At 72.2% G+C, this 20,733-nt stretch carries 27 protein-coding genes; 12 read left to right on the forward strand and 15 right to left on the reverse strand.

Going from position 1 to position 20,733, the window contains the following annotated elements; genetic code table 11:
* Positions 1 to 12: 12 nt before the first annotated feature.
* Complete coding sequence (locus ACQUST_RS02200) at positions 13 to 1,212, reverse strand: redox-regulated ATPase YchF (RefSeq protein ID WP_435124362.1); 1,200 nt, start codon at positions 1,210 to 1,212, stop codon at positions 13 to 15.
* Between the two features lie 210 nt (positions 1,213 to 1,422).
* On the opposite strand from ACQUST_RS02200, the gene ACQUST_RS02205 reads away from it, so the two are divergent.
* The 3 genes from ACQUST_RS02205 (at position 1,423) to ACQUST_RS02215 (ending at position 2,761) form a co-directional block, all read left to right on the forward strand.
* Positions 1,423 to 2,043, forward strand: a complete 621-nt coding sequence (locus tag ACQUST_RS02205; protein ID WP_435124363.1) for a translation initiation factor IF-2 subunit beta — start codon at positions 1,423 to 1,425, stop codon at positions 2,041 to 2,043.
* Between the two features lie 114 nt (positions 2,044 to 2,157).
* Entirely contained in the window at positions 2,158 to 2,469 is a 312-nt protein-coding gene (locus ACQUST_RS02210; RefSeq protein ID WP_435124364.1) for a hypothetical protein, read from the forward strand.
* 46 nt (positions 2,470 to 2,515) lie between these two features.
* Positions 2,516 to 2,761, forward strand: a complete 246-nt coding sequence (locus tag ACQUST_RS02215) for a DUF7385 family protein (protein WP_435124366.1) — start codon at positions 2,516 to 2,518, stop codon at positions 2,759 to 2,761.
* Positions 2,762 to 2,775: 14 nt separating this feature from the next.
* Here ACQUST_RS02215 and ACQUST_RS02220 read toward each other — a convergent pair whose 3' ends face one another.
* The 5 genes from ACQUST_RS02220 to ACQUST_RS02240 form a co-directional block, all read right to left on the reverse strand.
* Positions 2,776 to 3,288 carry a hypothetical protein gene (locus tag ACQUST_RS02220; protein WP_435124367.1) on the reverse strand — a complete coding sequence of 171 codons (513 nt, stop codon included), beginning with the start codon at positions 3,286 to 3,288 and terminating at the stop codon, positions 2,776 to 2,778.
* A 210-nt stretch (positions 3,289 to 3,498) separates the two neighbouring features.
* On the reverse strand, positions 3,499 to 3,969 hold the full coding sequence (gene msrB / locus ACQUST_RS02225; RefSeq protein ID WP_435124369.1) for a peptide-methionine (R)-S-oxide reductase MsrB: 471 nt from the start codon (positions 3,967 to 3,969) through the stop codon (positions 3,499 to 3,501).
* A 77-nt stretch (positions 3,970 to 4,046) separates the two neighbouring features.
* Positions 4,047 to 4,703 (reverse strand): HAD family hydrolase, encoded by a 657-nt coding sequence (locus ACQUST_RS02230; RefSeq protein WP_435124371.1) that lies wholly within the window; start codon positions 4,701 to 4,703, stop codon positions 4,047 to 4,049.
* Positions 4,704 to 4,839: 136 nt separating this feature from the next.
* Positions 4,840 to 5,427, reverse strand: a complete 588-nt coding sequence (locus ACQUST_RS02235; RefSeq protein WP_435124373.1) for a methyltransferase family protein — start codon at positions 5,425 to 5,427, stop codon at positions 4,840 to 4,842.
* A gap of 130 nt (positions 5,428 to 5,557) precedes the next feature.
* On the reverse strand, positions 5,558 to 6,559 hold the full coding sequence (locus ACQUST_RS02240; protein ID WP_435126084.1) for a beta-ribofuranosylaminobenzene 5'-phosphate synthase family protein: 1,002 nt from the start codon (positions 6,557 to 6,559) through the stop codon (positions 5,558 to 5,560).
* Positions 6,560 to 6,763: 204 nt separating this feature from the next.
* Between ACQUST_RS02240 and ACQUST_RS02245 the strand changes: the two genes are divergently transcribed.
* The 7 genes from ACQUST_RS02245 to ACQUST_RS02275 all read left to right on the forward strand — a co-directional run bounded on the left by ACQUST_RS02245 (position 6,764) and on the right by ACQUST_RS02275 (position 12,507).
* Positions 6,764 to 7,600 (forward strand): RAD55 family ATPase, encoded by an 837-nt coding sequence (locus ACQUST_RS02245; protein WP_435124375.1) that lies wholly within the window; start codon positions 6,764 to 6,766, stop codon positions 7,598 to 7,600.
* A gap of 137 nt (positions 7,601 to 7,737) precedes the next feature.
* On the forward strand, positions 7,738 to 8,562 hold the full coding sequence (locus ACQUST_RS02250) for a CopG family transcriptional regulator (protein WP_435124377.1): 825 nt from the start codon (positions 7,738 to 7,740) through the stop codon (positions 8,560 to 8,562).
* Between the two features lies 1 nt (position 8,563).
* On the forward strand, positions 8,564 to 9,235 hold the full coding sequence (locus tag ACQUST_RS02255; protein ID WP_435124379.1) for a hypothetical protein: 672 nt from the start codon (positions 8,564 to 8,566) through the stop codon (positions 9,233 to 9,235).
* A 31-nt stretch (positions 9,236 to 9,266) separates the two neighbouring features.
* Complete coding sequence (locus tag ACQUST_RS02260) at positions 9,267 to 9,590, forward strand: transcription factor S (protein WP_435124381.1); 324 nt, start codon at positions 9,267 to 9,269, stop codon at positions 9,588 to 9,590.
* A gap of 228 nt (positions 9,591 to 9,818) precedes the next feature.
* Entirely contained in the window at positions 9,819 to 10,199 is a 381-nt protein-coding gene (locus ACQUST_RS02265) for a hypothetical protein (RefSeq protein ID WP_435124383.1), read from the forward strand.
* Between the two features lie 82 nt (positions 10,200 to 10,281).
* Positions 10,282 to 10,650 carry a hypothetical protein gene (locus ACQUST_RS02270; protein ID WP_435124385.1) on the forward strand — a complete coding sequence of 123 codons (369 nt, stop codon included), beginning with the start codon at positions 10,282 to 10,284 and terminating at the stop codon, positions 10,648 to 10,650.
* A gap of 63 nt (positions 10,651 to 10,713) precedes the next feature.
* On the forward strand, positions 10,714 to 12,507 hold the full coding sequence (locus ACQUST_RS02275) for a Rieske (2Fe-2S) protein (protein WP_435124387.1): 1,794 nt from the start codon (positions 10,714 to 10,716) through the stop codon (positions 12,505 to 12,507).
* A 55-nt stretch (positions 12,508 to 12,562) separates the two neighbouring features.
* On the opposite strand, the gene ACQUST_RS02280 is transcribed toward ACQUST_RS02275, so the two are convergent.
* From ACQUST_RS02280 to ACQUST_RS02315, 8 genes are all read right to left on the reverse strand, one after another.
* Complete coding sequence (locus tag ACQUST_RS02280; RefSeq protein ID WP_435124389.1) at positions 12,563 to 13,285, reverse strand: HAD family hydrolase; 723 nt, start codon at positions 13,283 to 13,285, stop codon at positions 12,563 to 12,565.
* 150 nt (positions 13,286 to 13,435) lie between these two features.
* On the reverse strand, positions 13,436 to 13,804 hold the full coding sequence (gene lwrS / locus ACQUST_RS02285; RefSeq protein WP_435124391.1) for an LWR-salt protein: 369 nt from the start codon (positions 13,802 to 13,804) through the stop codon (positions 13,436 to 13,438).
* A 6-nt stretch (positions 13,805 to 13,810) separates the two neighbouring features.
* Complete coding sequence (locus ACQUST_RS02290; protein ID WP_435124394.1) at positions 13,811 to 14,089, reverse strand: 4a-hydroxytetrahydrobiopterin dehydratase; 279 nt, start codon at positions 14,087 to 14,089, stop codon at positions 13,811 to 13,813.
* A gap of 47 nt (positions 14,090 to 14,136) precedes the next feature.
* Positions 14,137 to 15,063: a DUF7260 family protein gene (locus tag ACQUST_RS02295; protein WP_435124397.1), complete on the reverse strand. Its 927-nt coding sequence runs from the start codon at positions 15,061 to 15,063 to the stop codon at positions 14,137 to 14,139.
* 69 nt (positions 15,064 to 15,132) lie between these two features.
* The gene (hemA, locus tag ACQUST_RS02300) at positions 15,133 to 16,452 is read right to left on the reverse strand and encodes a glutamyl-tRNA reductase (RefSeq protein WP_435124400.1); all 1,320 of its coding nucleotides are present in this window, start codon (positions 16,450 to 16,452) and stop codon (positions 15,133 to 15,135) included.
* Positions 16,445 to 17,086: a precorrin-2 dehydrogenase/sirohydrochlorin ferrochelatase family protein gene (locus ACQUST_RS02305; protein WP_435124403.1), complete on the reverse strand. Its 642-nt coding sequence runs from the start codon at positions 17,084 to 17,086 to the stop codon at positions 16,445 to 16,447. The genes hemA and ACQUST_RS02305 overlap by 8 nt, the downstream gene beginning before the upstream one ends.
* Before the next feature lie 195 nt (positions 17,087 to 17,281).
* A complete protein-coding gene (gene ahbB, locus ACQUST_RS02310; protein WP_435124406.1) occupies positions 17,282 to 18,406 on the reverse strand; it encodes a siroheme decarboxylase subunit beta in 1,125 nt (374 codons plus the stop codon).
* Between the two features lie 94 nt (positions 18,407 to 18,500).
* A complete protein-coding gene (locus ACQUST_RS02315) occupies positions 18,501 to 18,914 on the reverse strand; it encodes a DUF5778 family protein (RefSeq protein ID WP_435124409.1) in 414 nt (137 codons plus the stop codon).
* A 126-nt stretch (positions 18,915 to 19,040) separates the two neighbouring features.
* On the opposite strand from ACQUST_RS02315, the gene ACQUST_RS02320 reads away from it, so the two are divergent.
* On the forward strand, positions 19,041 to 19,772 hold the full coding sequence (locus ACQUST_RS02320; RefSeq protein ID WP_435124412.1) for an AzlC family ABC transporter permease: 732 nt from the start codon (positions 19,041 to 19,043) through the stop codon (positions 19,770 to 19,772).
* Entirely contained in the window at positions 19,769 to 20,104 is a 336-nt protein-coding gene (locus ACQUST_RS02325; protein WP_435124415.1) for an AzlD domain-containing protein, read from the forward strand. Before ACQUST_RS02320 ends, ACQUST_RS02325 begins: the two co-directional genes overlap by 4 nt.
* A 12-nt stretch (positions 20,105 to 20,116) precedes the next feature.
* On the opposite strand, the gene ACQUST_RS02330 is transcribed toward ACQUST_RS02325, so the two are convergent.
* A complete protein-coding gene (locus tag ACQUST_RS02330) occupies positions 20,117 to 20,530 on the reverse strand; it encodes a hypothetical protein (protein ID WP_435124418.1) in 414 nt (137 codons plus the stop codon).
* Positions 20,531 to 20,733: the final 203 nt, after the last annotated feature.

Raw genomic sequence — 20,733 nt, forward strand, 5'->3', positions numbered from 1 at the left:
CCGGCGGCCGGCTCAGCCCGTCGTGACGATTTCGACGACGTCGCGGTGTTCCAGTTCGGTGTCGGCGCCGACCTGCCGGTTCGTCCGGCAGTCGATGCCGTGGAGGAAGCCGTCGCCGATGTCCGAGTGCAGGTGGTACGCGAAGTCCTCGGCGGTGGCGTAGCCGGGCAGCACGAAGCAGTCGCGGAACGGCCCCTTGCTCCAGTCGCCGTTGGCGCTGCCGGGGAAGACGGCCTTCGCGTCGAGTTCGTCGAACAGCGCCGCCTCGATGACCCGCTGGACGCCGGTGCCGTCGAACGCCTCCACGAACTCCCGTATCTGTTCGAGCCCGCGCTCCTGCTCGGCGGAGACGTCGCCGACGATGTCGAAGCCGTCGTCGCCCTGCGTGTAGTCGACGACGCCGCCCTCGGCGGCCTTCTTCAGCGCCTTCTCGGCGTGCGCGCTCGTCGGCACGACCGTGAGGTGGTCGTACTCCGGGTCCGACGTGATCTCGTCGTAGTTCTCCTGTGCGGCCGCCGTGTCCATCTTGTTCGCCGCGACCACCATCGGCTTGGTCCGCTTCCGAATCTCCTGTGCGAGCGCGAACCGGTCGTCGTCGTCCCACGGCTCCGGGTCGAGTTCGAGTCCGAGCGACAGCACGACCTGCTTGATTTCGTCCTTGTTGGTCTTGAACGCGCTGAGCTGCTCGGCGAGCACGGATTCGAGCGTGATTTCGTCGCCCGGGTTCGGCCCCTGGTACATCGACTGGAACTTCTCGATGCCCTTCTCGAGGATGCCGAGGTACCACTGGTCCAGTTCGGCTTCGAGGAAGTCGATGTCGTCGCGGGGGTCGTGGCCCTCGGTCGGCTCGCCTTCGATGTCGGTCTCGCCGGAGAAGTCGACGACGTGCACGAGGACGTCGGCCTCGTTCAGGTCGGAGAGGAACTGGTTGCCGAGGCCGTTCCCCTCGTGGGCGCCGGGGATGAGCCCGGCGACGTCCACCAGTTTCACCGGGACGAACCGGGTGCCGTCCTCGCAGAAGCCGTGGTTCGGTTCGCACGTCTCGTCGAACTCCGGGGCGGCGCAGTCGATGCCGACGTACGCCTCGCCGATGCTCGGGTCGATGGTCGTGAACGGGTAGGCGCCCTCCGGGACGTCGTTCATCGTCGCCGCGTTGAAGAAACTGGACTTCCCCACCGAGGGCTTCCCGACGAGGCCGACCTTGTAGCTCATTGGCCTCGCTGGGCCGCTGACGAACGAAAGGGTTTCTACCCGACGGCGCCGTGGCGAGCGTTCGCACGGGTCGCGCCCGCGCCCGCCGCGGCCGAAACCGGCGCCGCCCGGAGCCGCGGCGAAAACCGCACGACTGCGGCGCGTCGCGGCCGCGGTCACGTCACTCCCTGTCTCGGAACGCCTATACGTCGGAGTCGCCTCGAACACGTAATGAATCTCAGCTACGACGACGCCCTCGACAGGGCGTACGACGACCTGCCGGAGACCCCCGCGGAAGCCGGCGACCGCCTCCAGGTCCCCGACCCCGAAGGCCAGACCGACGGCGCGTTCACGCGACTCACCAACCTCGACGCCATCGCGGACGCGCTCTCCCGCGACGCCGACCACCTCCACAGCGCCATCCAGCGCGAGTTCGGGACGAACGGCCAGTTCGAAAACGGCGTCGCCCGCTACAACGGCTCGTTCACGGTCGCCGACTTCGAGGCCGCCATCGACGAGTACGTCACCGAGTACGTCACCTGCTCCGAGTGCGGCCTCCCCGACACCGTCCTCAAGACCGAAGACGGCGTCAACATGCTCCGCTGTCAGGCCTGCGGCGCGTTCCGCCCCGTCGAGAAGCGCTCCGGCTCGGCGTCCCGCTCGGCCGCGACCCCCGACATCGAGGAGGGCGAGACGTACGAACTCAAAATCACCGGCACCGGCCGGAAAGGCGACGGCGTCGCCGAGAAAGGCAAGTTCACCATCTTCGTCTCCGGCGCCCGCGAAGGCGACGTCGTGAACGCCTACGTCCACAACATCTCCGGCAACCTCGCGTTCGCCCGCCCCGTCTGAGGCGGCGACCCCGGTTTCTTCTCCCCGCATCGTTCGACGGCCCCGCCGCACCGCCCCCGTCCCGGGACCCGCGCCGCCACAAGCGGTTTCGGCGTGGCGGCCGGTCACAGACGTATGAGCGGAAGCGACGAGGAGAGCGACGACGGGAGCGACGACGGCTTCTTCGCGGAGCTCCGCGACCGCATCGAGTCCGGCGAGGAGACGCTGGAGTCGGTCGTCGAGGAGCTGACGGTGGAGTCGCCGCCGCCCGGCACCGCAGACCACCCGCGGGCGCACGTCAGCCGGAGCCTGCAGCGCGAGATGGCTGAGACCGGCCACGACCCGGCGGCGACCGCCGAGGCGGTCCGCGAGCGCGCCGCCGACAACGACCGCACCGTCGCCGAACAGCTCAGATACGAGTACGAGACCGCGGATTCTCAGGAGTGAGGCGCGGAGCGGCAGCGCTTTTTCCCGCCGTCACGAACCCGGCGCCGTGACCCGCCTCGACGTCTCCGACGGCTTCGACGTCCACGACCACCGCGCGAACCTGAAGCTCCTCCGGCAGGACGCCGGGTCGATGACGCTCGCGAACCCCGAAGGGCTCGGCTGCCCGGCGTGCGACCGCGCGTTCGACCGGCTGTTCGTCACCGACGACGACCGGGTGTCGTTCGGCGACCCGCCGTCCGGGCCGCTCTGTCTCGTCCGGACCGACGACCGGCTGCTCGTCCTGACGCACTGACGGCGCCGCGGCTTTCAGTCCGGCTCGTCGGACTCGTCGGCCTCGTCCGGCTCGTCGCCGCCGCCGTCGCCGGACGTCTCGTCGGTCGCGGCCGCGGCGGCTTCCTTCGCGGCCTCCGCGTCGTCGGCGACGGTCTCGGCGGCCTTCTTCGCGGCCTCCGAGGCCTTCTCGGCGGTTCGCTGCGCCGTCTTCGACGTGCTCTCTTCGACGTGCTCCCAGTAGACGAACAGTGCGAGCGCCGCGACGAACAGCGCCGCCCACGCGACGAGCTGGGCGCCGTAGTCGGTGCCGACGGTGAGCAGCACGCTCTTCGAGAGCATCTGCGACACCGTGGAGCCGACGACGACGGAGCCGAGCATCTTCCGGCTGAACACCTCGTCTATCCGCCGGACGACGTCCGGGTCGGGCGTCTCCGGGAGGAGCCCTTCGAGCGTCGCAGCGACCCGGTGGAGCCGCGCCGCCGCGCCGTCGCGGAGCCGCGTCGAAAACGGGGTCGGCGTCGCCGCCGACTCGGTCTGCTCGCCCATGGCGCCACGGTCGGCCGCGCTCCCCGTAAGGCCGCGAGAACCGAGGAGACGCGGCGGACCACGGCGAGCAGGGACGGCGACCGACGGACGCCGGGGGGCAGTCCGCGGGTGCCGTGCGGACGCGCCCGGTCACGGTGCCGTCACCCGTTGCGCGTCGCCGTTCGTCGCCGCGTCGTCACCCGTTGCGCGTCGCCGTTCGTCGCCGCGTCGTCACTCGTCCGCCGGGTCGAAGTCGAGCGCGACCGAGTTGATGCAGAACCGTTCGCCGGTCGGCTCGGGGCCGTCGGAGAAGACGTGGCCGAGGTGGCCGTCGCAGTTCGCACACAGCACCTCGACGCGCTGCATGCCGTGGCGGTCGTCCTCGCGGAGCGTCACGGCGTCCTCGTCGGCGGCGTAGAAGCTCGGCCAGCCGCAGCCGGCGTCGAACTTCGTCTCCGAGTCGAAGACGGCGGCGCCACAGCCCGCACAGCGGTAGACGCCGTCGTCGTCGCGGTCGACGTGCTCCCCGGAGAACCGCGCCTCCGTGCCGCGTTCGCGCAGCACCTCGTACTCCTCGTCGGTGAGGCGGTCGCGCCACTCCTCGTCGCTGTCCGGGAGCGTCGCTTCGCCGCGGGGCGCCGCTTCGGCGGCGTCGTCGCTGGCCGCGTCGTCACGGTCGGTCGGTGTGTCGGCGTCGCTCACACTCTGTCGTGGGGCGCGAGAACGGGTAAATGCAGCCCCGGCGGCGTCCGCCACGGCGCCCGCGCTCGCAACGGCCGTCAGTGGCAGATGGCGGGGAGGTCGGTGAGGTCGTCGATGTCGTACGTCGGCGACACGGACAGGTCGTAGTTCCGGCGGTGCGGCCGGCGGATGAACGCCGAGTCGACGCCGGCGTTGTGCGCCGCCTCCACGTCGCTTTCGTTGTCGCCGACGAACAGCGCCGTCTCCGCGTCGAGGTCGGCGAGCGCCCGGTCGATGTAGTGGCTGTTCGGCTTCTTCCGGCGGAGGCTCTCGACGGTCGGCTCGCGGCCGTACGCCGTCCCGAACAGGTCGTCGACGCCGTAGTGGTCGAGGACGTAGTCGACGGTCTCCTGCTGGTTCGACGAGACGACGCCGAGCGGCGCCGACAGCTCCCGGAGCGTGTCGATGTCGTCGTACAGCCGCTTCCGGCCGGCGTGAATCTCGCGGCGCTGCGCCTCGAAGGCGGTCCGGTCGCGCGCCGCCCAGAACTCCCGCGGCGTCAAGTCGTACGTCGCACACACCTGCTCGACCTGCTCGGGGGTCACGCCGACCACCATCGACTCGACGTGGTCAGGGTCGGGGTCTTCGACCGACAGCGACTCGAACGTGTCCCACGCCGCCTCGTGGAGCACGTCGTAGCTCGTCCGGCCGACGAGCACGCCGTCGTTGTCGAAGATGACTGCATCGTACACCATTTGTCGGCGATGGGCGGCGTACCCGTAAAAACGTTTCAGGTGGCTGAACGCGCCGCGTCGCCGAGAGGCTCTCCGCCGCGCCGCCGCGCCGAGACGGGGACGCCGCGCTGCCGCGCCGCTGCACCGGCCGGTCGGCTCAGTAGACGCCGGGGATGAGGCGGTACGGCGTGCGGTCGCAGTAGTCGTCGTAGCCGTCGAGGTGCCGGCGGAGCGCGCGCTCTTCGACCCGGATTCGGTGGCCGTAGCCGGCGAGGACCGCCGGGACCGTGACGGCGACGCCCGGCCACGTGCCGAGCGCGAGACTCAGCCCCACGTACAGCAGGACGCCGGCGGTGTACGTCGGGTGCCGGACGACGGCGTACGGCCCGGAGTCGACGACGCCCTGCGACGCCGAGACCGTGACCGTCCGGGAGAAGGCGTCGCCGAGCAGCGCCACGGTGTACCAGCGGAGCGCGGCGCCGCCGACCTGGAACGCGATGCCGACCCAGAACAGCGGGACCGCGGCTGCGTCGAACGTCGCCCACTCGGGCGCGACGAAGCCGAGCACGAACGCGACGCCGGCGGCGACGCCGAAGGTGGCGTACAGCACGTACTTCGAGTTCGCGTCGTGGTCCGCGCCGCCGCCGTCGCGACGCAGGGCGTCGACGAACTCGGGGACCACCCAGGCGGCGTACGTCGCCCAGAACACGTAGCTGTACGGCGACTGGAGGAACGGCGGCGTCATGTCGGGACGGTTCGTCGTTGCCGCCGCCGCGGAACAGTGTTTCGGTGGCTATCCTCATCGCCTGACGTCCGCTGCCGCCGGTCGCGGCCAGCTTCCAGCCTCCAGCCTCTGCGGTAGCCGTAGCCGGCCACTATTCGCCGTCGAGTCCGGCGACGGCGGCGCCGTCGTTGCGGCCGCGGACGACCGCGACGTCGCCGTCGACGCCGGCGGCGTCGAGCGCGTCGCGGCCGGCGTCCCGGGCGTCGTCGGCGCGGGCGGCGTCCGTGACGCCGTACACCGTCGGCCCCCACGAGGACTGACCGGCGCCGAACACGGCCGGCGCGTCGCCGAGCTCCGCGACGAGGTCGCCGACCGGCGGCCGGTAGACGCCGCCCTGCGCGTCCGCGAACCACGTCCCGTTCAGCCGACCGACGGCGCGGACGGCGTCCCCGAACCGCTCGACGGAGCCGTCGACGACGGCGGGAAGCAGCTTCCGCTGGAGGACGCCGGCGACGCGGTCGGCGACGGCCGGGTCCGCGGCCTCGACAACCCGGCGAATCGAGGCGTCCTCGTCGCCGCCGCAGCGCCCCGGGTCGGCGTCCGGGACGACGAGCAGGAACCGCCAGTCGTCCGGCACCGGGTGGCGGGCGACGACCGGCGGCACCGTCCAGTCGCCCTGCGCCGGCGGCTCCGCGGTGAACCGCTCGGTCGGGTGGCCGGCGTCGAGCAGCACGCCGCCGCGCTCGAACGCGGCGACGCCGACGCCGGAGCGGCCGCCGCGGCCGAGGTCGGGCGCCCGCGCCCTCACCTCCGGGTCGCGGCCGTGCGCCCGCGCGACCGCCGTCAGCGTCGCGAGCGCGAGCTGCGTCCCGCTGCCGAGCCCCATGTGTCGCGGCAGCGGCTCGCGGACCCGGACGCGGGCGCCGTCGACGCCGAGCAGGTCGCAGGCGGCGGCCGCGTAGCCGCGAGCCTCGCCGTGTTCGCAGTCGACGCCGGCGGCGGGCGCGGCTTCGACGCGGACCCGCGGCTCGTCGAGCGCGACGCCCGCCGCGCCGTACAGCCGTTCGTGCGCCAGCGAGAGGTTCGCGAAGCCGAAGTGCAGCCGCGCGCCGGCGGCCACCTCGACGCGACCCGCCCCGGAGTCCGACGTCATCTGTGCGTGGCGCACGCTTCACCGCCCCGGGCCGTGTCGGTTTCGACAGCGGACAATACGGACGCCGACGGCGTCGTCGCCGCCGCGAACCGCTGGCCGTCCGTCATCACCGCCGACCCTCCGCCCGCGCCGTCGACCGGCCGCCTCGTCCGCCGTCGTGCGTGCGGCACAACGACTAAGCGCGCCGGGGCGCGACGGTGGTGCATGACGCGCGTCCCGTTCGGTGTCTCGCAGCTGGATTCGGTGCTGAGCGGCGGCGCTCCCGCGGGGAACGTCGTGCTGGTCGCGGAGGAGTCCGGGGCCGGCGGCCGCGAGTTCGTGTACACGAGCGCGGCGATGAACGCGCTCGCGCGGGCCGACGAGGACCTGTTCGACCTCTACTACGGCGACCTGAACCCGGACGCCGAGGTGCCGCCTGCGGTCCACTACCTGTCGTTCACGGCGGGGCAGGACTACCTGGAGCGGGAGCTCCGCTACACGATGGCCGACGAAATCGTCGACGCCGCGGCGCCCGAAATCGAGTTCGTCGACCTCGCGCCGGAGTACTTCCAGCTCTCGTCGATTCCGCGCGAGTGGTACATGGGCGAGACGACGTCGCTGTCGGACCTCGGGAAGGCCGGGAACCGCGAGGACGTGCTGACGACGCTCGGCGAGTACCTCAGCGAGCACGCCGCCGGGAACCTCGTCGTCATCGACTCAATCACGGACCTCATCGGCGCGAGCGGCGGCGACGTCGAGTGGGAGGACGTCGCGACGCTGGTCCGCGGGCTCGGGAAGGCGGCGCACTCGTGGGGCGGCATGCTGCTCGCGCTCGTGAACACCGACACCATCACGGACCGGCAGCTCGGCCAGCTCGTCGACGGCGGCGGCGGGACGCTGCAGTTCAGCTGGGAGACCGGCGGCTCCAAGCGCGCCCGGACGATGGTCGTCCGGGAGTTCCGCGGCGTGCTCTCCCAGCTCGAATCGGAGAACATCGTCCGGTTCGAAACCGAGATTCACGACAGCGGCCTCGACATCAGCGACGTCCGGAAAATCCGGTGACTGCGCCCGCCCGACTCGGCTCGGACGGCGGCTCAGTCGTGAGGCGGCGTGCTGCTCGCCCGGGGCTGCCGGCGCCGCCGGCGCGAACGTGGCGTCTTGCGGAGCTATTTTACCTACGCCGCTCTCAGAACAGTCGAATGGCCGGTGAGCAGGTGGAGGGGCTTCCGGACGCGCTCCGCGAGTGGGTGGAGTCGCGCGCCGCGGAGACCGGACGGGACCCCAACGAAGTGTTAGTGCGTGCAGCGGCCGCGTACCGCCTCCTCGACGAGCACGAGGAGCTGCTGCCGGAGCCGTCCGGCGCCGACGCCGCCGCCGTCGACGAGCTCGCGGACCGCGTGAACCACGTCGAGCGCCGCGTCGACGGCGTGGAGGCGACGCTCGACGAGAAAATCGACGACGTCCGCGACCGCATCGTCCAGGTGAAACGGGAGACGGACGCGAAGGCGGAGGCGGACCACGACCACCCGGAGCTCCGGCAGGCCGCCGAGACGGCGACGGTGCTCGCCGACGACCTGGAGGACCTCCGCGACGACCTGGACGCGCTCGAAACCAAGTTCGAGGACGGCTTCGCGAACTACGAGGACGTCCTCGAGTACCTCACGGACACCGCGGAGGAACACGACGAGAAGCTGCTGCGGCTGGCGTCGGTGTACGCCGACGTGAAAAACCGGTTCGGGAAGCTGGAGGCGCGGGAGGCGCGCCGCCGCGCCGCGGACGAACTGAAACGAGAGGCGAACCGCGCCGGCGTCGAAGCCGCCGCCTGCGCCGCCTGCAACTCGAAGGTCCGGCTCGGCCTCCTGACGGCGCCGGAGTGCCCGCACTGCGGCGGCACCTTCGAGGGAATCGAGCCGGCCTCCGGCTTCTTCGGCTCCGCGACGCTCACCGTCGGGGAGCGCCCGGCGCTCGAAGGCGACGTCGCCGAGGAACTCGAACCGGAGGACGTCTTCGAGGAGCACTCCTGACATGACCGACGACGCGCCGCCGAACGACACCGACGACGACGCCGGTAGCGGCGGTGACGCCGGCGACGACGTCGACCGCGACACCGACGGCGACACGGACACCGAGGGCACCGACGACAGCCGCGTCGACGCCGACGGCTCCCGGGAGCGGACCGAGTCGACGCCGCGAGTCGAGAATCCGTTCGCGGAGCCGGACGGCGAATCGGGCGCGGAGCCGTCGGGGTCGTCGGCGGCGTGGCAGGGAGTCGGCTCCGGCGACGTCGACGCCGGCGGCGACGCCGAGGACCGGGCGGACGCGCCGTTCGGGTCGCTCGCGGCGGAGGTCGGCGAGCGGCGCCGGCGCGACTCCGGCGAGGACCCGTTCGAGCAGATGGAGGTGTCCGAACTGGACAGCGAGGAGGTGTGGGAGTCGCTGCTCGCCAGCGAGCCCGACGAGGCGGCGCCGGTCGGCGGCGAGGCGGAGCGCGTCGGCGGCGACGACACCCGTCCGGAGCACGTCGTCGACAAACGCGAGTACTGCCAGCGCTGCCCGCACCTCTCGAAGCCGCCGGCGGTGCGGTGCACCCACGACGGCACCGACATCGTGGAGGTGCTCGACGGCGACCAGTTCCGGGTGCGGGGCTGCCCGATGGTCGGCGAGGAGGGCGGCGCGCCGGACTTCCGGAACGGCTGATTTACGGGGCTGGACCACCGACGTCGAAGCGATGCAGTTCTGCGACGACTGCGGGTCGATGATGGTGAACGAAGACGGCACGATGGTGTGTACGAGCTGCGGCGCCACCCAGGAGCGCGACGCCGAGCGCGCCGAGCAGTTCGTGTCCACGGACGCCCAGAGCACCGACGACGTCATCGAGACCGAGGAGGGCGCGAACTTCGAGGGGAAACCCACCTCCGAGGACGTCACCTGCGACGAGTGCGGCAACGGCGTCGCCTGGTACACCATCAAGCAGACCGGCAGCGCCGACGAACCGCCGACCCGATTTTTCAAGTGCACCGAGTGCGGGAACCGGTGGCGCGAGTACAACTGACCGGAACCGCGGAATCGGGGCGGCCGGAGCGGCGGCCGCGCGCGGATGTCGACGCCGCGAAGCCGGACCGCCAGCCGAAGTTTTCGCGCCGACCCGACTCTATTGCCTAGAATTTTGATGGAAAGAAACTGGCCTCCTCGCCAATAAAAACGCAGGACGTAATCCGGGCTGGCCGGGTTCTATCAATAGACACAAACATTTATTATAGTCTCGGCACATGAATCGTCCATGTCACGAACGCTCAAAGTATCAGGATTCTTGGGACTGACCGTGCAGATGCTCTGGGGGATCGGGAACGTCGCGAGCCACATGGTCGGGACGCCCGACAACTGGGCGCAGATCGTCGGGGCGCACGCCCACTTCGGCGTGCTCGGCATCCTCGCGGTCGCCACCGGGTTCGCCGTCGACCACTACGGCACCAGCGGGACGCGCGAAACCGTCGTCGTCTGGGGCTACGTCCTCGGCCAGTGGCTCCTCCCCGGGACGCTCGTCCTGCAGGCCGTCACCGGCGTCCAGCCGCTCGGCATGCTCGCGTTCCTCTGGGGCATCCTGCTCGCCGCCGCGATGGGGACGATGACGCTCGAAGCGCTCGACGAAACGCCCGCTTGAGCGGCGGCCCGCGCCGCGACTGACGTGTCGCCGATTCTGAACGTCGCCCCTGCTTTTTCGGGTCCGCGCCGACCGTCCCCGTATGTCGGAACTCATCGTCCGAATCGAGGAGTCGTCCGCCGCGGTCCGCGTCCACGACGTCGCCGAAGGCGAACACGGCGCGTTCCTGCTGAACGAGGACGGCGAACACGTCGGCTTCGTCCCCTACGACAACCTCGCGTACGTCCACCCGGACTCCGAGGCGTACGTCGACGATGAGGCCGGCCGCCGCGGCACCGATGCTCCGGCCGACGGCGACGCCGACACTCCGGCCGACGCCGACTTCGACTCCGACGCCGCACGCGACGCGGAGCGGCCGGGGACGACCGGCCCCGACGGCGTCGAGGCGGTGTCCGGGACGCCCGTCGCCGACACGCCTGACGCTGACGACGCGGACGACCCGGACGATTAATCAGGACGGTTACAGAAACCGGCTTCCGAGAGCCTTCATGTGACTCCGTGCCAATGCGTCGGTATGGACGACCCGTTCCAGAAGGCGGTGTCGCTCGACGAGCTTCGAGCAGACGGCCGCGCCCTCACGGCGGCCGACGGCACGCCGATCGCGCTGTTCTACCACGAAGGCGAAATCCGCGCCGTCAACAACCGCTGCCCGCACATGGGGTTCCCGCTCACTGAGGGCAGCGTCGAGGAGGGCGTCCTCACGTGCCACTGGCACCACGCCCGGTTCGAGCTGTCCTGCGGCGACACCTTCGACCCGTGGGCCGACGACGTCGACACGTACCCGACGGAGGTCCGCGACGGCGACGTGTACGTGAACCCGGAGCCGAACCGGACCGAGCCGCCGTCGGTCCACTGGCGCGACCGGCTCGACGACGGCCTCGAACAGAACCTCCGGCTCGTCCTCGCGAAGGCCGCGGTCGCGCTGCAGGACGCCGGCGTCGACCCGGCCGAGCAGGTGGAGACCGGGGTGCTGTTCGGGACGCGCTACCGCGAGGGCGGCTGGAGCTCCGGGCTCACCATCCTCGTCGCGCTCGCGAACCGCCTCGACGACCTCGACGACCAGGACCGCAAGCGGGCGCTCTACCAGGGGCTTACCGAGGTCGCCGGCGACTGCGCCGACCAGCCGCCGAAGTTCGACCAGGAGGAGTTCGCGGCGCGCGACGTCCCGTTCGGCCGACTGAAGTCGTGGTTCCGCGAGAACGTCGAGGTCCGCGACCCCGACGGCGCCGAGCGCGTCCTCCGCACCGCGGTCGCCGAGGGCTGTTCGCCCGCCCAGCTCACCGAGCTGCTCGTCGCCGCCGGCACCGACCACCGCTACCTCGACACCGGCCACACCTTCGACTACGTCAACAAGGCCACCGAGGCGCTCGACCTCGTCGGCTGGGAGCACGACCACGCCGCCGACGTCCTCGCTTCGACCGTCCGGAACCTCGCGACCGCCGACCGCGCCGAAGAGCGGTCGTCGTGGCGGCAGCCCGTCGACCTCGCGTCGATGTGCGAGGACAGCTTCGACCGGCTCGACGAGCTCGTCGCCGCCGGCGAGGACGAACAGTGGGACCAGCCCGACGACTTCACCGAGCGGCTCCACCACGAAGACCCGGCGGAGGTGTTCGCGGCCGTCGAGGAAGCCATCCGGGAGGGCGCGACCGTCGAGCAGCTCGCGTCGGCGCTGGCGTATGCCGCGGGCCGCCGCGTCGCGCTGTTCGCCACCAGCAACGAGTTCAACGACTGGAACACGGTCCACCACACCTTCACGTACGCCAACGCCGTCCACCGCGCCGCCCAGCGCACCGACGCCACCGAACTGTACCGCGGCGTCTTCGACGTCGCCGTCAACGTCTACCTCGACCGGTTCTTGAACACGCCGCCGGCGCCCGAGCCGTCGCCGAACCCGGACGCCGACCCGGACGAGGAACTGGAGGCGCTCCGGCTGGCGTTCGAACAGCAGGGGAAGGTGAACGACGCCGGGCGGCACGCCGCCCACTACCTCGACGCCGGCGGCGACCCGGAGCGGCTGAAAGCCGAACTCGGGAACGCGCTGCTGAAAGAGGACACCGGCTTCCACACGTTCCAGGCGTACGAGGCGGCGTGCCGCCAGTTCGACCTGCGCGCGGCCGACGGCGTCGCCGGCGTCACCGACGAACAGCGCGACATGCTCGTCGCCGCGGCGCGCTACATGGCGGCGCACTACCCGACGCGGCGCGAGCGCGAACAGACGTTCAGCATCGCGGCGCGGCTGATGCGCGGCGAACGCATCCACGACGAAGAAGCGGCCGGCGACGACGCGGACGCCCCCGCCGACGACTGACCGCGGCGTCTCGGCGGCACACCGCCGCCTCGACGCGGCGTCTGACGCCGCCGACTCAGTCGGAGCGGTCGCCGGCTTCGACGCCGCCGGCGCCGACGGTGTCGACGGTGACGTCCCAGTCGACGTCGCCGGCGCGGGGGAGGTCGTCGAACGACGTGACGCGGTGGTCGGCGCGGACGCACCGCCCGCGGCGGTCCGGCGCGTGCCGCTCGACGTGGACCGCGTCGAGGCCGGCGTTCCAGGCGGCGCCGACGTCGCTGGCGCCGTCGCCGAGGTAGACGCCGCGGCCGCCGTCGGCGTCGACGCCCATGTCCGTCATCGCGACCCGGAGCGGCTCCGGGTCGGGCTTCCAGCCGGTGTCGGCCGAACAGCACAGGAACGTGTCGAACCAGTCGGCGATGTCGAGGTGCTCCGCGACCGGCGTCGCGAGGAACTCCGCGCAGTGCGTGACGACGCCGACCGGCCGGTCGCGGCCGCGCAGCGACTCCACCAGCCGCGCCGCGTCGTCGTGCAGGTACGTCGCCTCCGCGCGGGCCTGCGGGTCCTCGACGGCGTGGAACGCCGGCCAGAACTCCTCGGGGTCGACGCCCCACTCCCGCAGCATCGGGTCGCGCGACCCGCCGAGGCCGTGCCACAGCGTCTCCGCTTCGCGGTCGGAGAACTCCCGACCGAGGCGGTCGCCGACGCGGTCGAACACCTCGCGGGTGTACGACCACTCGGCGTCCACCACCGTCCCGTCGAGGTCGAACAGCCAGAAGTCGTACTCGTCGGGAACCATCGAGGATGAGCAGTACGTGATTCTCGGATAAGTGTCTTCCCGTGCGCCGAACCGCTCACCTGTCCGTCGTCGGCCGTCCCTTGTCGGTCGCCTGTCGTCGGCCGCCCCTCGTCACCTGTCGCGGCCGGGCAGGCGCGCCGGACCCGGCGGCTACTGGACGTGGATGGACGACCCGAAGTACTTGTGCAGCACCTCGCGCACCGAGTCGGCCCGGAACGGGTCGAGGTCCGCCTCGATTTCGGCTTTCAGCGCGTCGAGGTACTCGTCGTCGGTCTCGAACTCGCGGAACGCCGCGTCCAGCACCTCGACGCCGGCGCCGAACCGCTCCTCGGCGAGCCGGCGCGCGTGCGCCGCGTCGTTGGCTTCGCCGCGCCACAGCGCGTCGCGGAACAGCAGCCACCCCTCCTCGCCCGGGTCGGCCGCCGGAATCCGCAGCACCGTCTCGAACGCTTCCGGGTCGATTCGGCCGTCGCCGACGGCCACCGTGAACCGGACCCGGAACACGTAGCTCGCGTCCATCCGCGGTCAGTCCGCGAGTTCGTCGAGCCGGCCGGCGAGGTCGAGGTCCTTCTCGGTGACGCCGCCGGCGTCGTGGGTGGTCAGCCGGACCTCGACTTCGCGCCACTCAACCGTCATCGTCGGGTGGTGGAACGCCTCCTCGGCGAGGCCGCCGGCGCCGGCCGCGAAGCCGACGCCTTCGAGGTAGGAGTCGAACTCGAACGTCCGAACGATTTCGTCGCCGTCGCGGCTCCAGCCGTCCGGGAGCCGGTCGTCGATCTCGTCCGCGGAGAGCACGTCGCTCATGGCCGGGACGTGGGGCGCCGACGGGAAAAGCGTACTCGCGGCGTCCGCTACCGCTGGCTCGCCGCGTGCGCGAGCCGCTCGCGCGCCGACTCGAGCCGGTCGAGCGCCCCGGTCGCCGCCGACAGCACCGGATACGGCGACTGCAGCGACTCGAACAGGTAGTCGTACCAGTGCGGCCGCTCCGCCTCGCGGTCGTGAATCCGGTCTTGCCGGTCGGCGAGCAGCGACTCGACGCGGCGCTCGTGCCACTCCAGCCGCTCGTAGTCCGCGACGAGGTCCGTGTAGGTCGCGTCGTCGACGTCGGCGTCGCGGACGCGGTCTGCGGCCTCGACCGCCGGCGCGAGCGTCCGCTCCGCCTCCTCGACGTCGGTCTCCTCGGCGTCGAGCGACCCGAGGAGGTCGTCGCGCTCCTCGCGGGCGCGGACGGCGCCGCTCGCGAGCGTCGCGTGCAGCTGCGGCGTCAGCCCGTCGCCGTCGACGACCGCGCCGGCGACCGTCGCGTTGTACTCGGCGGCGAGGTTCTCCGCGAGCGACTCGTCGTACTCCTCGTCGTAGTGCGGCGTCGCCATCACGGTGTCCCGGTAGGCGTCCCGCGCCGCCTGCAGGTCGGCGCCGCCGGTGCCGCTGCGGCCCGCCGCGCTGCCGCTCACCGCGAGCGCGCCGCCGCCGGGCGGGTCTGGGCTCGGCGGCGTGGGCGCCGCGGCGTCGAGCCCGGCGAGCCGCCGCCGGAACCGCTCGAACGCGTCCCGTTCGGTCCGCGCCCTGCTCCGCTCCACGTCGATGGCGTCGCGGGCGTCCGTGAGCCGAACCAGCACCGCGCCGGCGAGCAGCAGGAACGCCGCGGTCAGCGCGAGCACGACGAGCGCCGCCGCCAGCTCCGGGTGGCCGCAGTCGGTGACGCGGCAGATGGACTCCACCCGCTGTTCGACGGGCACAGTCGACAGCCGACCGACGCCGCTGCTCGAACCGTACATACCACAGTGTGTGTCCGCATCACACATCACCCTTTCCCCCGCGGCGACGACCGGAGAAAACTGCCGTCGTCAGTCGTCTGACGCTTCTTCGAGGACGTGCCGCGACGGCGCGCCCGACTCGCCCTCGGCGACGTTCGGCGCCGCGTCGAACTCGGGGTCGAACAGCCGCATCGCCGTGTGAATCGTCGTCCAGTCGTCCTCGGCGGCCGCCTCCCGGAGGCTCCGGGTCGGCGCCGCCAGCAACTGCCCGACGAGCGCGTCCGCCAGCCCCTCGACGGTGTCGCGCTGCTCGTCGCTCAGCCCGCCCTGCGCCTCCAGTTTCGCGAGCGCCTCGTCGAGCTCGCGGCGCTTCGTCGCCTCGGCGGCCTCGTACATCGCGGAGATGGCTTCGTCGGCGCGCTTCCGCTTGAACGACTCGAGCAGCCGGTCGAACTCGTCGTCGATCATCGACTCGACGGTCTCGGCGGCCTCCCGCCGCTGCTGCTCCGTCTCGGCCGTCACGGCCTCCAGCGCGTCGATGTCGAACAGGTCGACGCCGTCGGCGACCGACTCGGCCGCCGGGTCGACGTCGCGCGGCTGCCCGAGGTCGATGCAGACGGTGTCGCCGGCGTCCGCGAGTTCGTCGGCGCCGATGACGTGCCCTGCGGCGCCGGTCGCCGAAATCAGGACGTCCGCGTCGGCGACGACCGACGGCAGCGCGTCCAGCCCCGTCGCGGCGGCGTCAGCGGCGAGGTCCGCGGCGACGTGCTCTGCGCGCGGCACCGTCCGGTTCGCGACGACGACGCGGGACACCTCGGTGTCCGCGAGCGCCCGCGCCGCGAGCGTCCCCATCTCGCCGGCGCCGACGACCGCGGCGGCCGCGCCGTCGAGGTCGGTTTCGCGGCGCGCCAGGTCGACGGCGGCCGAGCCGAGCGACACCGACCCCTCGTTGATTCGGGTTTCGGTGCGGGCGCGCTCGCCGACGTGGATGGCTTTCGCGACCGCGTCGCCGAGCACGTCGCCGACGCCGCCGGCGGCCTGCGCCTCCGACAGCGCGCGCTTGAGCTGCCCGAGAATCTGGTCCTCGCCGAGCACCAGCGACTCCAGCCCGGCGGCGACCCGCATCAGGTGCCGCAGCGACGCCTCGTGGTCGAGGGTCGTGACGACGCCGTCGCGGACCTCCGGCGCGAACCCGGCGAGCGCCTCCCGGCCGTCGGCGGCGTCCGCCGTGACGACGTACGCCTCCGCCCGGTTGCACGTCTGAATCGCGAACGCCTCCGAGACGCCGTCGCGGCCGAGCAGGTCCGCGATGACGCCGACGGTGGAGTCGCGCTGCGCGGATTCGATCTCCTCGACGTCCGCGTGCGGATGGCTCACGCTCACCCCGGAGATGACGCCCGTCTCAGTCATCGAGTCCCGCCTCCATTACGTTGTCAGCCTCTTCCCGAGCGTTGGCGTCGCCGTCTTGTAAAGCCTTCCAAACCGCGGGGTTCGAAACGACCGCCCGAACCGCATCACGGCGCGCCGACGCGTCGACGTCACGCCGCTTCAGTTCCTCGCGAATCTCGCCGACCAGTTCCGCCATCGCGCCGGCGCCCGCCAGTTCCCCCTCGATGCGCCGCCGGAGCTCCGCCGAGAGCGCCGGCGCGACGCCGCCGGTCGCGACCGCGGCGACGACCGGGTCGTCGCGGACGGTCGCCGGCACCACGACGCTCCCGGCGTCGCGGCCGCCGGACTCGTCGGCGCGGTTCACGAGCGCCCCCCGGTCGCGCGCCGCCTCGGCAGCCGCGTCGTTGACGGCGGCGTCGTCCGTCGCGGCGACGACGAGCGCCGGCGAGAGCCGGTCGACCCACTCCGCCACGTCCGCCGGCGTCGGCGCCGCACGGACCAGTTCCGCGCCGCCGAAGTCGTCGCCGTCGAACGCCGGGCTCACCACGACGACGTCGGCCTCGCGGGCGAACGTCCGCGCCTTCCGCGCGCCGACCGGGCCGCCGCCGACCACCAGCACCGTCTCGCCGACGAAGTCGTGCAGCAGCGGAATCACGCCGACCACCGCCGAACCCCGGCCGTCGCCGTCCCCGCCGCCGGCAACGTTGCCGCCGGCGGCAACGTCGCGGTCGCGGTCACGGTCTGCGTCGTCGTTGCTGTCGCGGTGCGCGTCGCCGCCGCGGTCCGCGTCGTCGTCGCGGCCGCTGTCGCCGGCGTTCGCTCGGCCGGAGGCTGCGTCGTCACGGCCGGGTCACGCCTCCGGGTCCGCGGCGGCGGACTCGGCGTCCGGGTCGTCGGCGTCGCCGTCGGCGTCGACCTGCGCGTCGGCGCGGTCGTCGATTCGGATTCCCGTCTTCTTGAGGATGCGCGTCGAAAACAGCGTGTCCCAGTCGTCGTCGCCGACGTCCCAGTGGTCAGCCATGACGTCGCGGACCTCGCGGACCCGCCGCTCGCTCTCCGCCTCGTCGCGGCCGTGCGTCATCGCGAAGAAGTTGTACGGCCAGACGCCGTCGTGCCGCGGCCGCCGGTAGCAGTGCGTGACGAACCCGAGCGACGCGACCGCCTCGCCGACCTCGTCGACGCGGTCGTCCGGGACGTCCCAGACGGTCATGCCGTTCTCCGTGTAGCCGAGCGCGTAGTGGTTCGGGATGACGCCGACGCGGCGCACCTTCCCCTCCGCCTCGAACCGCTTTACGGTCTCGACGACCCACTCGACCGGCTGGCCAACCGCGTCGGCGACGTCCCGGTACGGGGTCGCCGTGACCGGGAGGCCGCCCTGAATCTCGACGACGAGGTCGCGTTCGGCCGGCGTCAGCCCGCGCCGGTCGGTCGGCGTCACGTCCGGGCCGAGCCCGGACAGGTCGAGGTCGCCGTCGGCCACCGGGCCGTCGAGCAGGAACTTCGCGCCGACGTGGAACTCGCGCTGCTTCGGGAGGTTGTACGTCTCCTGCCCGGTCGCCTCCTCGATGTCGCCGAGGACGCGCGCCACCTCGGCCTCGTCGGCGACCGACACGACGAACCACATGTTGAGGTGCGGGTGTTCGCGCTCGTAGTTGTGCGCGACCTCCCGGAAGCCGTTGACCGTCTCCGCGACCTCGTCGAACCGCGATTCGGGGGCGTGCATCGCGACGAGCGTCGCGGTGCCGCCGATCTCCTCGGCGTTGACGAGCGCGCCGAACCGCGAGAGGATGCCGCGGTCGTCGAGCGACTGCACCGTCGCGAGCAGCTCGTCGCCGTCCACGTCGACTCCGCGGTCGGCCAGCGCCGCGGCCGCCGGCTCCCACGGCGATTCGACCACCGGGAAGCCGCCCTGAAACGCGTTGACGACGGCGCGCTCCAGCGTGGAGAGCGACGCGTCAGCGCCGACTTCGTGCATGCCCGTCGGTCGGGACGCGTCGCCTATAAGCGTCGCGCTCGGGGCACCGCGGCCGCCGGGTTCGCGGCCGGCGGTACCGCGGCGTCGCCGGCCGCTATTCGACGCTATCGTCCGGGACCGGCGTGACGCGGTCGACGTGGTCGAGCGCCGCGATGGCGTCGACGACGGCGGCCTGGTCGACGTCGGCCTCGTAGTAGAACACGATGTCGAACGTCCCGTTCCGGAGGAGCTGCTGGCACTCCCAGACGAACTCCTCGCCCTCCAGCGTCAGCCCCTGGAACTGGTTCGACGCGAACTCCGGGTCGTCGTTGCCGGCGTAGATGTACGTCTCGCCGCGGTCGGCGCGCTCGGCGACGACCTCGTTCAGGTCGACGGTGAGCTCGTGCATCTCGAGGTCCTGGTCGCTCGCGAGGTCGGTGTGGACGACGGCGCCGACGAGCTCGATGTCGCCGGGCTCCAACAGCGCCTTCGTCCGCTCGTACAGGTCGCGGTCGACGGTGTCGCTCATCGGTGGAACTGGGGCGCTCGGGGGTTTACCGGTGGCGATTCGCGCCGCGAGCGCCGCCGCGGCGCCCGCGCGGACGACGGCTGCGGAATCGACGGTCGTTTCACGGCCGCGGCCCGCCGACCGAGTATGGACCCGCTTCCGCCGGACGTCCGCGACGGCGTCCGGGACACGCTCCCACTTTTGCTCGGCATCGTGCCGTTCGCGCTCGTCGCCGGGGTCGCCGGCATCGACGCCGGGCTGACGCCGCTGCAGACCGTCGGGATGTCGGTCGTCGTGTTCGCCGGCGCCTCCCAGCTCGCCGCGATGAACCTGCTCGGCGAGAACGCGGCGCTTTGGGTGGTGGTGCTGACGGCCGTCGTCATCAACCTCAGGATGCTGATGTACTCGGCGAGCATCGCGCCGCACTTCCGCGGCCTGTCCGCGCGGCTCCGCGCCGGCTGCGCCTACCTGCTCACGGACCAGGCGTACGCGCTGTCGCTCGCCCGCTACACCGACGACGACGTCGACGGCCGCCGGCCGCTGTACTACCTCGCCGTCGGCGGCACGCTCTGGGTCGTCTGGCAGCTCGGCACGGTCGTCGGCGTCGTGTTCGGCGCCGGCGTCCCCGACTCGTGGCGGCTCGGCTTCGCCGTCCCGCTGGTGTTCCTCGCGCTGCTCGTCCCGGCGGTCGGCGACCGGAACAGCCTCGTCGCCGGCGCGGTCGCGGCCGCGGTCGCGGTCGTCGGCGCCGGCCTCCCGTTCCAGGCGGGGCTGCTCGTCGGCGCCGTCGCCGGCGTCGCCGCCGGACTGGTCGCCGAGTGGGCGTGGGGCGCGCCCGGCGACCGCGGCGGAACTGACGACGCGGAGGTGGGGGAGTGACGACGACGTACGGCGCCGCCGAAATCTGGGCGGTCATCGTCGCCGCCGGCGTCGCCACATACCTGATTCGGCTGTCGTTCATCCACCTGTTCGGCGACATCGACGCCGTCCCGCCGCGGCTGCAACTGGCGCTCCGGTACGTCCCGCCGGCCGTGCTCGCGGCGCTCGTCGCGCCGTCGTTCGTCCCGGCCGCGCCGACCGTCGCCGCGGTGCTCGACCCGCGAATCGTCGGCGGCGCCGCCGCAGTCGTCGCGGCGTGGTACACCGAGGACGTGCTGTGGACCGTCGCCGCCGGCATGGCCGCGCTCCACGTCACCCGGTTCCTGCTGTAATTCGTCGAACCGTCAGTCCGTCTTCTCGCCGGCGCCGCGGTCGCGGTCTGCGTCTTCTTCGTCCGCGTCGTCGCCGCGGTCGCGGTCTGCGTCTTCTTCGTCCGAGTCGCGGTCGGCCGCGAGGCCGTCGCCGTCCGCTTCCTCGTCCGCTTCCGTCTCGTCCGCTTCCTCCTCGTCGTCGGCCAGCCCTGCGCGGTGTTCTGCGGCGTCGGCGCGGCGCTCCTGCGCCGCCGCGACGCGCTCGTGCGCGAGCACGAACCGGTAGGCGAGATACAGGAACAGCGCCGGTAACAGCAGCGAAAACGGCAGCAAGACGTTCCCGGCGACGAGCAACGAGTACAACACGAGCAGCACGAACAGTGCGGCCGCGGCGAAGCCGACGCCGCCGCCGAGCGTCTCTCGGAGGGACTGCGGGGACTCGCTCATGCGGCGACCTGTCTCGGCCGCCCGCATAAATCCCTGCGGTTTGAGAGGTCTGGTATCGGCGGTTTTGTGGCGTGGTGCGGCGGCGTGTCTGCTGCCGTGTCGAGTGATTCGGAGACTTGGTCGTATCCGCGCCGGCGACTTGGCGGCTTCCGCGCGGCGACGCGACGACGGCGAATCCGGCGGCGACACCGACCGCGGAAGCC

This window comes from Halobaculum sp. D14 (genome assembly GCF_051195135.1).
GTDB lineage: Archaea > Halobacteriota > Halobacteria > Halobacteriales > Haloferacaceae > JBNTKA01.